Source organism: Paenibacillus sepulcri (assembly GCF_042647105.1).
Lineage (GTDB): Bacteria > Bacillota > Bacilli > Paenibacillales > Paenibacillaceae > Paenibacillus_Z > Paenibacillus_Z sepulcri.
The window spans coordinates 3275604-3290538 of sequence record NZ_JBHRUP010000001.1 but is presented as its reverse complement, the minus strand read 5'-3'; the positions used below and the strand labels follow the sequence as shown (position 1 = coordinate 3290538).

Here is a 14935-nt window from a genome sequence, read left to right as displayed (position 1 = left end):
TAAAGCGTACTTACTCCTACACTGTAGGCATTCGCGCCGTTACCTCCATCGACGGCATGACGGCGGACTGGGCGCGCATCCCTTGGGATGTGCTGGAGAAAATTTCGGTCCGGATTGTCAATGAGGTGGACAACGTCAACCGCATCGTTTATGACATTACATCGAAGCCGCCGGCGACGATCGAGTGGGAATAAATTTCAAGAGCCTGGACTCCTCGATTGATGGGGTTCCAGGCTCTTTTTAACAATTGAGGCTTCGCCAATCCTCTATGAAGCTGTTTATTTTTTTAATTGACAGTTTTGCGGCAACGTCCTTAAAATGATGTATAGTCATGTTTGACTTTGACAATTGCACAACTTTTCGTATAATCCCAGGAATCGGCCTGGGAGTCGTTTGCGAGGTCACCGTAAATGATCTGGCTACGAAAAGCAGGAAGAAGGAAAGTGTGATAACGGTCCGCCACGCGCCTGTCATGCTGTCACATGGACAGCGGCAGTCCTGATTCCTGTTTTACCCGGAACCTGGGGAAGATGCTGACTTATAGGCATATATTTCTCAGGTTTCTTGTTGTTCTGCACACATTTTTTGGGGAGGTTAAAAAATGGATGGTTTCTTTCGACTAAAGGAAAACGGAACAAATGTACGGACAGAGATTATGGCAGGCCTCACGACTTTCATGACGATGGCTTATATTCTGGCTGTAAACCCTAGTATTCTCGGCGGAACGGGGCTGAGCGTATATTCCGTATTCCTTGCCACTGCGCTCGCGGGCGGTATTTTTACCATTGCGATGGGCTTGTTCGTCAATTTTCCGGTCGCGCTTGCGCCGGGGATGGGACTCAACGCTTATTTTGCAACGACTGTTCTGGCTTCACAAGCCACAAATTCACCGATTTCTCCAGAGATGGCTCTTACGGCCGTATTTATCTCGGGTATCATCTTTCTGATTCTGACGCTCACGCAAATCCGCCAAATGCTGATCACCGCTGTTCCGGACAGCCTGAAGCATGCGATTACGGTCGGAATCGGTTTGTTCATCACGATTATCGGGCTCAAGAACAGCGGGCTGCTCACAATCGGCGTGGAAAATACGGCAACGGACATTCCGAAAGCCCAATTCACCGATGTACTTAGCTTTGAGACGGTTATTCATATGGGCAGCCTGGAGAATCCAACCGTTTATTTAACGCTGGCAGGACTTGCCCTGATAGCCGTGTTGATGGTGCTTCGCGTACCGGGAGCGATACTGTGGGGCATTTTGGCAACAACAGTCATTGCGATTATCACCGGCGATGTGAATGTAAGTGCAGCGCTCGAAGGGCAAACATGGGCGCCGAGATTCGGCGAGTTGAATTTCTGGGATTTTGATTTCGAGGGCGTATGGCAAACGGGTTTGATCTCTGTCATTGCGACCTTTACGTTCGTTGAATTGTTCGATACCTTCGGTACGCTGGTCGGTACGGCCAACCGTGCAGGTATCATGAAAGACCCCGTAGAGGGCAAGAAACGGGTCGGTAAAGCGATGTTCGTCGACGCAGTTGGCGTAAGCGGCGGAGCAATGCTTGGAACGAGCACGGTCACAGCATTCGTGGAGAGCTCCGCAGGTATTGCCCAGGGCGGACGGACAGGCCTTACAGCCGTTACGACGGGTGTAGGCTTTCTGGTTGCCTTGTTCCTGTGGCCGATTATCGCGCTCATACCGGGCTCGGCAACGGCCGCTGCGCTGATTATTGTCGGGGTGCTGATGGTGCAGTCGGTGAAGGAAATCGACTTCAAGGATATGGTTTATGCCATCCCGGCGTTCCTGACCATTGCGATGATGCCGTTCACGTACAATATCGCCAACGGCGTTTCGTTCGGTATCGTCACCTATGTCCTGCTCGCGACTGTGGCTAATTTGTCGGGCAAAAGCGATGTTAAATACAAGATTCATTGGCTGATGTGGGTTTTGGCGATTCTTATTATTGCCAGGTATGCCTTTATTGGAAGCGCGGGCTAGATCAGCGCGATATGCCGGGTACTGCCAACTCTTTTATCACGATCGTGCACAATGGTTCGTAATTAAGCAGACTGGTTTAGTCATGTTAGCAAATGTACAGGGTATATATGGGAATCACATTATAAACACGAACTATTTTATTAAAATGAAGGTTAATGTTCGTCTTTCTTCGTTGACAATCTGACATGGGATTGTTACACTAGAAGAGCTTTGAAAGTGGTTTGTCGATTATTGCTGATGCCTCGTATATCCTTGGGAATATGGCCTGAGAGTACCTACCCGAAGACCGTTAATTTTCGGACTATGAGCTCATGAAACAAAAGAAGCAGGTTGCCGCCTATCAGGGGCAGCCTGATGTTGTCTTTATCCAGTCCAATCCGGTTTGCAGCGCCTGCTTGCAGGACGCCATGCTGCCGGAATCATGAGATGAGATAAAGCTTCTTGGTTCCATGGTTGTTCATGTCCCGAAGCCTTCCTCCAAAATTGGAACAGGTGCTGAGGGGCTTTTTTTCTTCTTTCAGGCAGCTTTAAAGCAAGAGACAAGGATAACGGAACAACATTTTATATAAAAGGTGGTTATCAATCGCATGTCAGCGAAGGTAGGCGTCATAATGGGCAGCAAGTCCGATTGGGAGACGATGAAATTAGCCTGTGACGTTCTGGATGAGCTTCAAATCGCTTACGAGAAAAAGGTTGTATCGGCGCATCGCACGCCGGATCTCATGTTTGAATACGCGGAAACCGCCGCATCCCGGGGACTTAAAGTCATTATTGCCGGAGCTGGCGGAGCTGCACATCTGCCCGGTATGGTCGCTGCCAAGACGATTCTTCCGGTTATTGGCGTGCCCGTCAAGTCTTCGACCTTGAACGGTCTGGATTCCCTGCTTTCCATTGTGCAGATGCCTGGCGGCATACCGGTCGCCACCGTTGCCATTGGTAACGCAGGGGGGACGAATGCAGGACTTCTGGCAGCGCAAATGATCGGGGCCTTCGAGCCGGAAGTGCAAGCCCGCGTTCAGGCAAGGCGTGACCGGGTACAGCGCGAGGTAATGGAAAGCAGTGAGACGTTATGAGCGGTCAAGACAAGCAGGTCCCTATTCTTCAGCCGCTTGACCTGGAAGGTATCGAGGGCGGACTCGGAAGCTGCGGCATAGACGGATGCGAGCCGGCGGAGAAGCAAGCTGTTGTTGATTCCCCGCCGGTGCAGGTCATTTTGCCCGGATCCACGATCGGTATTCTGGGCGGAGGCCAGCTGGGCCGGATGATGGCACAGGCCGGCAGCGCGATGGGTTACCGGTTTGTCGCCCTCGATCCGACGCCTGATGCGCCTTGCGGCCAGGTCGCTCAGCAAATAGTTGCCGCTTATGACGATCGTGAGGCGGCAGCGGAGCTTGCCCGGAGGGCCGATGTCATTACGTACGAATTTGAGAATGTCGATGCCGATGTGGCTGCGATGCTCATGGAGACCTCCTATGTGCCGCAGGGCAGCGGGCTGCTGTACACCACGCAGCATCGTCTTCGCGAGAAGCGGGCGATCGAAGCGGCCGGCGTGCGTGTCGCACCCTACAGCGAGATCCGCAGCGTGGATGAGCTGAGAGCGGCTGTGGACCAATTCGGTCTTCCCTGCGTGCTGAAGACGGCAACGGGCGGATACGACGGCAAGGGCCAATGGGTTATCCGCAGCGAAGCGGAAATCGGCGAGGCATATGAGACGCTGAAGCAGGCAAGGACGGAGCTCGTTCTTGAGAAGTTTATCTCATTCGACAAAGAATTATCCGTCATCGCCGCAAGAAGCCCGCAGGGCGAAATCCGAACGTTCCCGATTTCGGAGAATGTTCATGTGGACAACATTTTGCATCTGTCGATCGTCCCTGCGAGAATTGATGAGGCTGTTCGGCAGAAGGCGCAGCAGCTGGCATCGCAGATTGCCGAAGGGCTCGGCGTTGTCGGACTGATCGCTGTGGAGCTGTTTGTTACCGGGGATGGGGAACTTTTCGTTAATGAACTGGCTCCAAGGCCGCACAACAGCGGTCATTACACGATGGAGGCCTGCCGGACCTCACAATTCGAGCAGCATGTCAGAGCGGTTTGCGGCTTGCCGCTCGGCGATACAGCGCTGCTGACTCCTGTGGTCATGGTCAATGTGCTTGGTGAGCATATGCAGCCGCTTGTCGAGCGTATGGCTGAGCATGATGCTGCCGCTGAGTGGCTGAACGTCGCACCGAAGGTTCACTTGTATGGAAAGCATGAAGCCAAGCATAAACGGAAGATGGGACATGTCAACGTATTGGCGGATGACGTCGATACGGCGCTTGCCTGGATCGCCGAAACAAACATTTGGAGGGTTTAAAATTCATGTTAGAACGTTACAGCAGACCGGAAATGAGAGCCATTTGGACCGAAGAGAATAAATTTAAAGCCTGGCTGGAAGTTGAGCTTTGCGCTTGCGAGGCCTGGGTTGAGCTTGGTGTCATTCCACGCGGTGATGTAGAGGCGCTTCGCAAGGGAGCAAGCTTCAGCATCGACAGGATCAACGAGATTGAGCTGGAGACGCGGCATGATGTCATTGCCTTCACCCGCGCCGTATCCGAGACGGTCGGTCCGGAGCGCAAATGGGTTCATTACGGTCTGACCTCCACGGATGTGGTTGATACGGCGCTTGGCTACCTGCTGCTTCAGGCAAATGAAATTCTGGAGCGCGACATCACGAACTTCATTGAAATCCTCCGCGGACAAGCGGTTGCATATAAAGATACCCCGATGATGGGGCGTACGCACGGCGTTCATGCCGAGCCGACCACATTTGGTCTTAAGGTAGCGCTTTGGTACGAGGAAATGAAACGGAATCTGGAGCGCTTTCGCCATGCGGCGAATGGCGTGCAGTTCGGCAAAATCTCCGGTGCGGTTGGAACGTATGCAAATATCGATCCTTTCGTAGAAGAATTTACCTGCCGCAAGCTTGGCATCTCGCCGGCGCCGATCTCGACCCAGACGCTGCAGCGCGACCGTCATGCGGAATATATGGCGACACTGGCGCTCATCGCCACATCGCTTGATAAATTCGCCACCGAGATCCGCGCTCTGCAGAAGAGTGAGATCCGCGAAGTGGAAGAGGCTTTTGCCAAGGGGCAAAAGGGTTCCTCGGCCATGCCGCATAAACGCAATCCGATCGGCTGCGAGAATATTTCCGGTCTGGCCCGCGTGATCCGCGGCCATATGATTTCCGCGTACGAGAACGTTACGCTGTGGCATGAACGCGATATCAGCCACTCCTCCGTCGAACGGGTGATCCTGCCCGACGCGACGATGCTGCTCAATTATATGCTGAACCGTCTTGGCAACATCATCAAGAACCTGACCGTATTCCCTGAGAATATGAAACGCAATATGCAGCGCACATACGGCGTGCCTTTCTCCGGCCGCGTGATGACGAAGCTGATCGACAGCGGCTTCAGCCGCGAGCAAGCCTACGACACCGTGCAGCCCCGCGCCATGCAGGCATGGGAAGAACAGCGTCAGTTCCGCGAAATTATCGAATCCACTCCGGAAATTACGGCGGTTCTGGGGCCCGAGGATATCGACGATGCCTTCAATCCGACCTGGCATCTGAAGCATGTGGACACCATTTTCAAAAGGCTTGAACTGATCTGATCCGGAGGCTTACTGCCGGATTAACACTGATAACGAAGCTGCATGAACTTGCAGCTAATAGTTGCAGCAGCGCAACGATTACTGATAACAGCAGCACAACATTTACTGACAACCGAGCTGCCGAAATATGCAGCTAACGGTTGCAGTACCAAGGAGAGATAACCAATGACATCACCTGCATTGTCAACGGCTGCAGATTACGTTAAAGCTCCGCTGGTCTATAAAGGGAAAGTGCGGGAGCTGTACGATCTGGGCGAGCATTTCCTGATCGTGGTAACGGATCGCATCAGCGCGTTCGACTATGTACTCGATCCGGCTGTCCCGGAGAAGGGCAATGTACTGAACCGCCTGTCGGCTTTCTGGTTTGAGGAAACGGCAGCCATCCAGCCCAATCATGTTGTACATACCGATGTTTACAAGCTAGGCGATATCGTGACCGAACCGGAGCTGCTGAAGAACCGGATTATGGTCACCCGCAAAGCGGAGCGCATCGATATGGAATGTGTGGTACGGGGCTATATCACCGGCGGTGGTTGGAGACAATATGTTCAAACATCCGCAATTAACGGAATCGAGCTCCGGGAAGGGCTGCGCAAGAATGAGCGGCTGGAGCAGCCTCTGTTCACGCCAGCCGCGAAGAACGACGTGGGCCATGACGAAGATATTCCTTTCGAGCGTATGCAGGAGCTGATAGGCGCAGATCTTGCTGTCGAGCTTCGCGACCGCAGCATCCGGTTGTATGAATTCGCCCGGGCCTATTGCGAAGAGCGGAGCATTATTCTTGCAGATTGCAAGTTTGAATTTGGTCTTATTGATGGTCAGATCATTCTGATCGACGAAATTTTCACACCGGACTCTTCCCGTTTCTGGGCAAAAGAAAATTATGAGTACGATATCGAAATCGACAGCATGGACAAGGAACCGGTCCGCAAGTATTTGCTTGATTCGGACTGGGACAAGGAAAGCAGGCCCGACCCGCTTCCGCAGCATGTCGTTGAAGAAACAACACGCCGTTATCTTGACATTTATCAGCGCCTGACCGGCTCTTCTCTATAAAGTCAACAAGATTAAAGCTTTATAAGCTAAAGTCATACCACATGACCCGCGGGGCAAGCAAAGATGTCCCGCACCCCTAATCCTGCGAACGTCATACAGCCGGCGATAAAACGTGATCAGCAACAGAGAATTCAGGAGGCGAACCATCGACATGAAAGCAAAGGTTTACGTGACCATCAAGCAAAACGTACTGGATCCGCAAGGAAGCGCCGTTCAAGGCGCGCTTCACTCCATGGGCTTTGAAGAAGTAGCCAAGGTGCGAATCGGCAAGTATTTGGAGTTTGATCTGGATACAACCGATCGCGCTCAGGCGGAAGCCCGTTTGAAGGAAATGTGCGAGAAGCTGCTGGCCAACACGGTAGTCGAAGATTACCGCTTTGAATTGGAGGGATAAACGATGAAGTTTGCGGTACTCGTTTTTCCAGGATCGAACTGCGACATTGACTGCTTCAAGGCGGTTGAGGACACAATCGGCGAGCAGGTTGAATATGTTTGGCACACCGCGACGGATCTGTCCAGCTTCGACGCCATCCTCGTTCCCGGCGGGTTCTCCTATGGCGACTATCTGCGCTGCGGCGCGATCGCGACATTTGCCCCTGTCATGAATGAAGTGAAAAAGGCGGCCGAAGCCGGCAAGTTCGTTCTGGGCATTTGCAACGGATTTCAAATCCTGACGGAAGCGGGCCTCCTTCCCGGAGCGCTGCTTCGCAACACGGGCATGAAATTCCGCTGCCATTCCACGCTGCTGGAAGTGGTGAACAACGAAACCTCATTCACAAATCAATATGCCAAAGGCGAGATAATTGACATTCCGATTGCTCATGGCGAAGGCAACTACTACTGTGATGAAGCGACGCTTGCACAACTGAAAGCCAATAATCAAATCGTATTCCGCTACAAAGCGGGTGCGAATCCCAATGGCTCCACAGAAGATATCGCCGGAGTCAGCAATGTCCGCGGCAATGTCGTCGGCATGATGCCGCATCCGGAGCGCGCTGTGGACCAGCTGCTGGGATCGGAAGACGGCAAACGGATGTTTACATCGATTTTGAACGCATGGAGGGAACAGCATGGCGCAGCAGTTAACAGCTAAGGAACCGTCGGCGGAACAAATCGCGGAGCAGCGGATTTATACGCAATTCGGCGTGACGGACGAGGAATACGGATTGATCTGCGGCTTTCTTGAGCGCAAACCCAACTATACCGAAATTGGCGTATTCAGCGTCATGTGGTCCGAGCACTGCTCCTATAAGAACTCCAAGCCGATTCTGAAGAAGTTCCCGATTACCGGACCGCGCGTCTTGATGGGACCGGGGGAAGGAGCGGGAATCGTCGATATTGGCGACAATCAAGCGGTTGTGTTCAAGATCGAATCGCATAACCATCCTTCTGCGGTTGAGCCTTATCAAGGTGCGGCGACTGGCGTTGGCGGCATTATCCGCGACATTTTCTCCATGGGAGCCCGTCCTATCGCGCTGCTGAACAGCCTGCGGTTTGGGAAGCTTACGAATCCGCGGGCAAAATATTTGTTCGAGCATGTAGTCAGCGGCATCGCGGGCTACGGCAACTGTATCGGGATTCCGACAGTCGGCGGCGAAGTGGTCTTCGACGAAAGCTATGAAGGCAATCCGCTCGTAAACGCGATGTGCGTGGGCCTGATCGATCATGATAAAATCCAGCGCGGCGTCGCCAAGGGCGTAGGCAACCCGGTATTTTACGTAGGCCCCGCCACCGGCCGCGACGGCATTCACGGCGCTACCTTCGCTTCCGTTGAATTGTCCGAGGAATCCGAGGAGAAACGCACAGCGGTTCAGGTCGGAGATCCGTTCATGGAGAAGCTGGTTATGGAAGCGACGCTGGAACTGATCGACTCTGGCATTGTTCTCGGGATTCAGGATATGGGCGCGGCAGGGCTGACCTGCTCCAGCGCGGAGATGGCATCCAAAGCCGGCAATGGCCTGGAGCTGTATCTCGATGAAGTGCCGCAGCGTGAAACGGGCATGACCCCTTACGAAATGATGCTCTCGGAATCCCAGGAGCGGATGCTGTTCGTCGTCGAGCCGCAGCATGAAGCGCAGGCGAGGGAGATTTTCGAGCGTTGGGGGATTATTTGCGCCAAGGTCGGCAAAGTAACCGATGATGGACGTCTCCGCTTGTTCCACCAAGGGCAGGAAGTTGCAGACATGCCGGTTACGGCGCTCGTCGACGAATGTCCGGTGTACAACAAGCCTTCCAAGGAGCCTGCTTATTACGGGGAGAACGCGTCAGTGGACACCACTGCCTATCCGGAAGTGACGGATTTGACGGATGCGCTGAAACAAGTATTGGCTTCTCCGACTGTAGCAAGCAAGGAATGGGTATATAATCAATATGACTACATGGTTCGTACGAGCACAGCCGTGCAGCCGGGATCCGATGCAGCCGTTGTCACTATCCGCGGTACCCGCAAAGGGCTTGCGATGACAACGGACTGCAACGGACGTTATGTTTACCTTGATCCTGAGGTTGGCGGGCAGATTGCCGTTGCGGAAGCGGCGCGCAATATCGTGTGCTCCGGTGCCGAACCGCTGGCCATTACCGATAATCTGAATTTCGGCAATCCCGAGAAGCCGGAAGTGTTCTGGCAAATCGAGAAGGCAGCCGACGGGATTTCCGAAGCCTGCCGGATTCTGGATACGCCTGTCATTGGCGGCAACGTCAGCTTGTACAACGAGAATGCCAAAGGCGCAATTTATCCAACCCCGGTTATCGGGATGGTCGGCCTGGTGCATGATATTGATCATATTACGACACAGGGCTTCAAGCATGCGGGCGATGTAGTCGTCTTGCTTGGCGAGACGAAGAATGAGCTGGGCGGCAGCGAGCTGCAGTACGTTCTTCACGGCAAAGCCGAAGGACGTCCGCCGCAGATTGACCTGGGTGTAGAGAAGAAGCTGCAGGGCGCTGTGCTTGGCGCAATTCAGCAGGGACTTGTGGCTTCGGCCCATGACCTCGCTGAGGGCGGTCTTGCCGTGGCGCTGGCGGAATCCTGCATCAGCGGCAAGCTGGGAGCAGAAGTGAACATCACGACGGATCTTCGTGCCGACGCTGCTTTATTCAGTGAAACACAATCACGTATCCTGCTTTCTGCAAGTGCGGAGCAAGCGGCTAAGCTGACGGATTACCTAACGGAGCAAGGCGTACCAAACGCAATTATCGGCGTTGTCCGCGATAGCGGGCTGACCCTTAACATCAATGGCAAACCGGGCGTCAACGCACCGGTTGAGCAACTGGAGAAGGTCTGGAAGGATGCGATTCCATGTCTGATGAAGTAATGCAGCTTTCTAAGCTGTGGGCAGGCTCTCATTACAATGAGGGTATAGGACGGGACGACATTTTTGATAAATTGCGCGAGGAGTGCGGCGTGTTCGGGGCTTTCAATATCCCTCATGCCTCTTCTCTTGGTTATTACGGGCTTCATGCCCTGCAGCACCGTGGCGAAGAAAGTGCCGGCATGTGTTCCGTGGATTCCAGGAACGGCGGGAACTTCAACTACCACCGCGGTATGGGACTGGTCAAGGAAGTATTCAACCAGGAGCGCCTGGATGCGCTGCCTGGAGACCGTGTGATCGGGCATGTCCGTTATTCGACATCGGGCGCCAGCAAGCTGGCGAATGCCCAGCCGCTCATCTTCAAGTATCGTGATGGCGATCTCGCTATTGCGACGAACGGCAATATCGTGAATGCCCCTTCGATTCGCGAGGAATTGGAGCGTCAGGGCTCGATTTTTCAGACGACCAGCGATACGGAAGTTATCGCCCATCTGATTGCGCGCTCCAATAAGGATTTTGTATCAGCCGCCAAGGATGCTCTGCAGCGTATAATCGGCGGATTTGCTTTTCTTATTATGACCAACGGCAAGCTTCTGGTCGCATCCGATCCTCATGGGCTGCGTCCGCTCGTTATGGGCAAGCTTGGCCAAGGGTATGTGTTTGCTTCCGAGACCTGCGCATTGGAAACCTGCGGAGCCGTCTACGAGCGTGACGTACAGCCCGGCGAGCTGATCATCCTGGACAGCGACGGCATTCGTCTGGACCGTTTCGAGAAGCTGGAGCGCCGCGCGACCTGCGCGATGGAATATATTTATTTTGCCCGGCCCGATAGCGACATTAATGGCATTAATCTTCACTCGGCCCGCAAACGGATGGGGCAGAAGCTTGCTCTGGAATCCTTTGTCGATGCGGATATCGTCACGGGGGTCCCGGACTCCAGTATTTCCGCTGCGATTGGCTATGCCGAGCAGACGGGTATTCCTTATGAGCTGGGCCTGATCAAGAACAAATACACCGGCCGTACGTTCATACAGCCATCCCAGGAGCTTCGCGAGAAGGGCGTCAAGATGAAGCTGTCTGCCGTCCGCAAGGTAGTGGAGGGCAAGCGTGTGGTAATGATTGACGATTCCATCGTGCGCGGCACCACCTCCCTGCGTATCGTCAACATGCTGCGTGAAGCGGGAGCGACCGAGGTGCACGTGCGGATCACATCGCCTCCATTCATGAATCCCTGCTACTACGGCATCGATACGCCGGACCGGAAAGAGCTGATTGCCTCCCAGAAATCCGTTGAGGAAATCCGGCAGGCGATTAATGCTGATTCCATCACCTTTCTCAGCCATGATGGCTTTATTGACGCAGTAGGCGGGAATGATGGGGAATACAATCGCGGCATGTGCATGGCCTGCTTCGACAATGATTATCCGACTCCGGTTGATCCGAAATCGGAAAAAAGCTGCAGCTGCTAGAAATCCATCAGGTGGATAAGGCCAGTGAGTGGTTTAACAGAACAGGATTCGAAATTATGTCATGTATTATAAATAGAATTAGCCCTTTGCGGGATTAATTGACTAAGCGTAGGGAGTGACCCTGGTGGCAGAAGCTTACAAAGAAGCCGGCGTTGACATCGCGGCAGGTAACGAAGCGGTCGAACGGATGAAGAAGCATGTGAAAAAAACGTTCCGCCCGGAGGTACTGACCGAGCTCGGCGGCTTCGGAGGTCTGTTCGGACTGAATAAAGACAAGTACGAGGAACCGGTGCTGGTCTCGGGAACCGACGGTGTCGGCACCAAGCTGAAAATCGCCTTTGCCATGGACAAGCACGATACGATCGGTATTGATGCAGTCGCAATGTGCGTCAACGATATTGTGGTTCAAGGCGCCGAGCCCTTGTTCTTCCTGGACTATCTGGCTTGCGGCAAAGTAGAGCCGGAGAAGATCGAAGCGATCATCAAAGGAATCTCCGATGGCTGCCTGCAGTCCGGCTGTGCCCTGATCGGCGGCGAAACTGCGGAGATGCCCGGCATGTACCAGGGCGATGAATATGATATCGCCGGCTTCACGGTAGGGATCGTCGATAAGAAGAATATTATCGACGGGTCGACAATCGCCGCAGGCGATGTGGTGATTGGCCTGGCATCCAGCGGCATTCACAGCAATGGCTTCTCTCTGGTTCGCAGGCTGCTGCTGGAGAAAAGCGGATATTCGCTTGACCAGGCACTGCCTGAGCTGGATGGACAAAAGCTGGGCGACGTTATTTTGGAGCCGACGCGCATCTACGTGAAATCAGCGCTTGAGCTGATCAAACGCGTGAAGGTTAAAGGCATGGCGCATATTACCGGCGGAGGCTTTATCGAGAATATTCCGCGGGTGCTGCCTCAAGGCGTTAATGTGGAAGTGGAATACGGCTCATGGCCGATTCAGCCGATTTTCCAGCTGATGCAGGAGAAAGGCAATATCACGAACCGCGATATGTTTACAACGTTCAACATGGGCGTCGGGATGATTGTTGTCGTCCCTGCCGAGCAGGCGGAAGAAGCGCTGCAGGCGGCGAATGAGCTGGGCGAGAAGGCTTACCGCATTGGACGTGTCACGGAAGGAAGCCGCATCGTAACCTTCACAGGAGCGGATGTCTAATGGCGGAATTACGCATGGCCGTATTTGCATCGGGGCAGGGGACGAACTTCCAGGCGCTTGCAGATGCGGCCAAACAAGGACGGCTCGAGGGCGCAAGCCTCGAGCTTCTTGTATGTGACAAGCCGCTCGCCCCCGTGGTGGAGCGTGCACGGCGGGCAGGCATTGATCTGCTTTTGTTTCAACCCAAGGAATATTCCTCGCGTGAAGCTTACGAGCAGGAAATACTTGAGGAGCTTCAGCGGCGCGGGATCGAGCTCATTGTGCTTGCCGGCTATATGCGGATTATTACCCCCGTGCTGGTTGAGCCCTTTTATGGGCGGATGATTAATGTGCATCCGGCGCTGCTGCCGGCTTTTCCCGGAGTGAACGGGGTTCGCCAGGCTCTTGACTATGGGGTGAAGGTGACGGGCGTCACGGTCCACTATGTCGACGGCGGCATGGACAGCGGGCCGATTATTGCACAGCGGGCTGTGGAGGTGCAGGATGGCGATACGGAAGCAACGCTTGCCCCGCGAATTCACGCGGCGGAGCAAGAGCTGCTTCCCTGGGTTGTGGGACGCATTGCAGCGGGCGCAGTCGCCCTTGACGGAAGGCAGGTTGCAATTAAAGGCATGCATGCTGCAGCAGGAACCGAAGAGAAGCAGAGATAGCGAACCAAGGCGGCAATAACAGTAAACTCAATTCATAGTTAACAATAAAACTTTTGGGAGGGTACCCTTTTGGCTATTCGCAGGGCATTGATCAGTGTATCGGATAAAACGGGCATTGTTGAGTTTTCGCGGGCACTTGCGGGACTTGGCGTACAAATTATTTCAACAGGCGGGACAGCAAGTCTCCTGGAGAAGGAAGGCGTTCCGGTTGTCGGTATTTCCGACGTGACGGGTTTTCCGGAAATTCTCGACGGACGGGTAAAAACGCTTCATCCGGCTGTGCACAGCGGACTGCTTGCCGTTCGCGACGATGAAGAGCATCAGCAGGCGATGAAAAACCTCGGTTTGGATTATATCGATATGGTCGTGGTCAATCTGTATCCGTTCGCGGCTACAATTGCCAAACCGGATGTTTCGTATGAGGATGCCATTGAGAATATCGATATCGGCGGCCCGACTATGCTTCGTTCGGCTGCTAAGAATCACGCTTTTGTGACGGTTGTCGTAGATGCCGGCGATTATGCCGGAGTGCTGGAGGAAATACAAGCTGGCGGCGATACAAGCCTTGACACACGCAAACGCCTGGCGGCAAAAGTATTCCGCCACACGGGTGCTTATGATGCGCTGATCGGCGATTACCTCTCCAAGCTGGGCGGCGACCCGCTTCCTGAGCGCTACACGGTCACCTACGAGAAGGTTCAGGATCTCCGCTACGGGGAGAACCCTCATCAGCAGGCTGCTTTCTACCGGAAGCCGTTGGCGGCTGAAGGCAATATCACAACAGCCCGGCAGCTGCACGGCAAGGAGCTGTCCTACAACAACATCAACGATGCCAATGCGGCGCTTGCCATTGTGAAGGAATTCAATGAGCCGGCTGTCGTAGCGGTCAAGCATATGAATCCATGCGGCGTGGGTATCGGAGCGGACATCCATGAAGCCTATCAAAAAGCCTATGCCGCCGATCCTACCTCGATCTTCGGAGGCATCGTCGCGGCGAACCGCACAATCGGGCTGGATACCGCGCAGCTGCTCAGCGAGATTTTTCTGGAAATCATCATCGCTCCGGACTTTACGCCCGAGGCGCTGGATGTACTGACGAAGAAGAAGAACATTCGCCTCATGAAGCTTGGCGAGCTGCAGGCTGCTGCGGAGCGCAAGCCGGAATGGCTCGTGACCAGCGTAGACGGCGGCATGCTCGTACAGGAGAGCGACGTTCACAGCTTATCGCCGGATGATCTGAAAGTCGTAACCAACCGCAAACCGACTGATGAAGAGCTGAAGCAGCTGCTGTTTGGCTGGAAAGTGGTGAAGCATGTCAAATCCAATGCCATTCTGCTGGCGGCTGACAACATGACAATCGGTGTCGGCGCAGGCCAGATGAACCGTGTCGGCGCAGCGCGTATTGCTATTGAGCAGGCAGGGGAGAAGGCCCAGGGTGCAGTGCTTGCATCGGATGCTTTTTTCCCGATGGGCGATACAGTCGAATTGGCAGCTCAAGCCGGAATCACGGCCATCATTCAACCAGGCGGTTCGATCAAGGATGAGGAATCCATTGCGGCAGCCAATGCCAACAATATTGCGATGGTGCTGACGGGCGTCCGTCATTTCAAGCATTAAACTTGGGGATTGGT

The 14935-nt window shown here is 54.0% G+C and carries 12 protein-coding genes, 1 pseudogene and 2 riboswitches; all 13 genes and pseudogenes read left to right on the top strand.

The features are described from left to right. Window positions 1–2: 2 nt before the first annotated feature. Window positions 3–194 (top strand): annotated as a pseudogene (locus ACFOLF_RS14545) (GMP synthase (glutamine-hydrolyzing)); the annotation flags it as partial. 146 nt (window positions 195–340) lie between these two features. Continuing rightward, window positions 341–442: riboswitch (purine riboswitch) on the top strand. A 159-nt stretch (window positions 443–601) separates the two neighbouring features. Next, window positions 602–1999: an NCS2 family permease gene (locus tag ACFOLF_RS14540; RefSeq protein ID WP_210042539.1), complete on the top strand. Its 1398-nt coding sequence runs from the start codon at window positions 602–604 to the stop codon at window positions 1997–1999. Window positions 2000–2221: 222 nt separating this feature from the next. Next, window positions 2222–2323: riboswitch (purine riboswitch) on the top strand. Window positions 2324–2586: 263 nt separating this feature from the next. Then, a complete protein-coding gene (purE, locus tag ACFOLF_RS14535) occupies window positions 2587–3072 on the top strand; it encodes a 5-(carboxyamino)imidazole ribonucleotide mutase (RefSeq protein WP_210042537.1) in 486 nt (161 codons plus the stop codon). After that, window positions 3069–4349, top strand: coding sequence for a 5-(carboxyamino)imidazole ribonucleotide synthase (gene purK / locus ACFOLF_RS14530; protein WP_210042522.1), 1281 nt, complete (start codon window positions 3069–3071; stop codon window positions 4347–4349). Before purE ends, purK begins: the two co-directional genes overlap by 4 nt. Before the next feature lie 5 nt (window positions 4350–4354). Further along, window positions 4355–5650 (top strand): adenylosuccinate lyase, encoded by a 1296-nt coding sequence (gene purB, locus ACFOLF_RS14525; protein ID WP_210042508.1) that lies wholly within the window; start codon window positions 4355–4357, stop codon window positions 5648–5650. Window positions 5651–5815: 165 nt separating this feature from the next. Further along, window positions 5816–6706, top strand: coding sequence for a phosphoribosylaminoimidazolesuccinocarboxamide synthase (locus ACFOLF_RS14520; RefSeq protein ID WP_210042499.1), 891 nt, complete (start codon window positions 5816–5818; stop codon window positions 6704–6706). A 151-nt stretch (window positions 6707–6857) separates the two neighbouring features. Further along, complete coding sequence (purS, locus tag ACFOLF_RS14515) at window positions 6858–7100, top strand: phosphoribosylformylglycinamidine synthase subunit PurS (protein ID WP_210042497.1); 243 nt, start codon at window positions 6858–6860, stop codon at window positions 7098–7100. 3 nt (window positions 7101–7103) lie between these two features. Continuing rightward, complete coding sequence (purQ, locus tag ACFOLF_RS14510) at window positions 7104–7799, top strand: phosphoribosylformylglycinamidine synthase subunit PurQ (RefSeq protein ID WP_210042480.1); 696 nt, start codon at window positions 7104–7106, stop codon at window positions 7797–7799. Continuing rightward, window positions 7777–10020, top strand: coding sequence for a phosphoribosylformylglycinamidine synthase subunit PurL (gene purL, locus ACFOLF_RS14505; RefSeq protein WP_210042478.1), 2244 nt, complete (start codon window positions 7777–7779; stop codon window positions 10018–10020). The genes purQ and purL overlap by 23 nt, the downstream gene beginning before the upstream one ends. Further along, window positions 10005–11486, top strand: coding sequence for an amidophosphoribosyltransferase (gene purF, locus ACFOLF_RS14500; RefSeq protein ID WP_210042450.1), 1482 nt, complete (start codon window positions 10005–10007; stop codon window positions 11484–11486). The genes purL and purF overlap by 16 nt, the downstream gene beginning before the upstream one ends. 124 nt (window positions 11487–11610) lie before the next feature. Continuing rightward, complete coding sequence (gene purM, locus ACFOLF_RS14495) at window positions 11611–12654, top strand: phosphoribosylformylglycinamidine cyclo-ligase (RefSeq protein WP_210042448.1); 1044 nt, start codon at window positions 11611–11613, stop codon at window positions 12652–12654. Next, window positions 12654–13304, top strand: coding sequence for a phosphoribosylglycinamide formyltransferase (gene purN, locus ACFOLF_RS14490; RefSeq protein ID WP_210042446.1), 651 nt, complete (start codon window positions 12654–12656; stop codon window positions 13302–13304). The genes purM and purN overlap by 1 nt, the downstream gene beginning before the upstream one ends. A 69-nt stretch (window positions 13305–13373) precedes the next feature. Then, a complete protein-coding gene (purH, locus tag ACFOLF_RS14485) occupies window positions 13374–14921 on the top strand; it encodes a bifunctional phosphoribosylaminoimidazolecarboxamide formyltransferase/IMP cyclohydrolase (RefSeq protein ID WP_210042444.1) in 1548 nt (515 codons plus the stop codon). Window positions 14922–14935 lie beyond the last annotated feature (14 nt).

Excerpts from the sequence above, each read along its gene's own strand:
- ACFOLF_RS14540 (WP_210042539.1), top strand. The coding sequence starts at position 602 with ATGGATGGTTTCTTTCGACTAAAGGAAAACGGAACAAATGTACGGACA.
- purE (WP_210042537.1), top strand. The coding sequence starts at position 2,587 with ATGTCAGCGAAGGTAGGCGTCATAATGGGCAGCAAGTCCGATTGGGAG.
- purK (WP_210042522.1), top strand. The coding sequence starts at position 3,069 with ATGAGCGGTCAAGACAAGCAGGTCCCTATTCTTCAGCCGCTTGACCTG.
- purB (WP_210042508.1), top strand. The coding sequence starts at position 4,355 with ATGTTAGAACGTTACAGCAGACCGGAAATGAGAGCCATTTGGACCGAA.
- ACFOLF_RS14520 (WP_210042499.1), top strand. The coding sequence starts at position 5,816 with ATGACATCACCTGCATTGTCAACGGCTGCAGATTACGTTAAAGCTCCG.
- purS (WP_210042497.1), top strand. The coding sequence starts at position 6,858 with ATGAAAGCAAAGGTTTACGTGACCATCAAGCAAAACGTACTGGATCCG.
- purQ (WP_210042480.1), top strand. The coding sequence starts at position 7,104 with ATGAAGTTTGCGGTACTCGTTTTTCCAGGATCGAACTGCGACATTGAC.
- purL (WP_210042478.1), top strand. The coding sequence starts at position 7,777 with ATGGCGCAGCAGTTAACAGCTAAGGAACCGTCGGCGGAACAAATCGCG.
- purF (WP_210042450.1), top strand. The coding sequence starts at position 10,005 with ATGTCTGATGAAGTAATGCAGCTTTCTAAGCTGTGGGCAGGCTCTCAT.
- purN (WP_210042446.1), top strand. The coding sequence starts at position 12,654 with ATGGCGGAATTACGCATGGCCGTATTTGCATCGGGGCAGGGGACGAAC.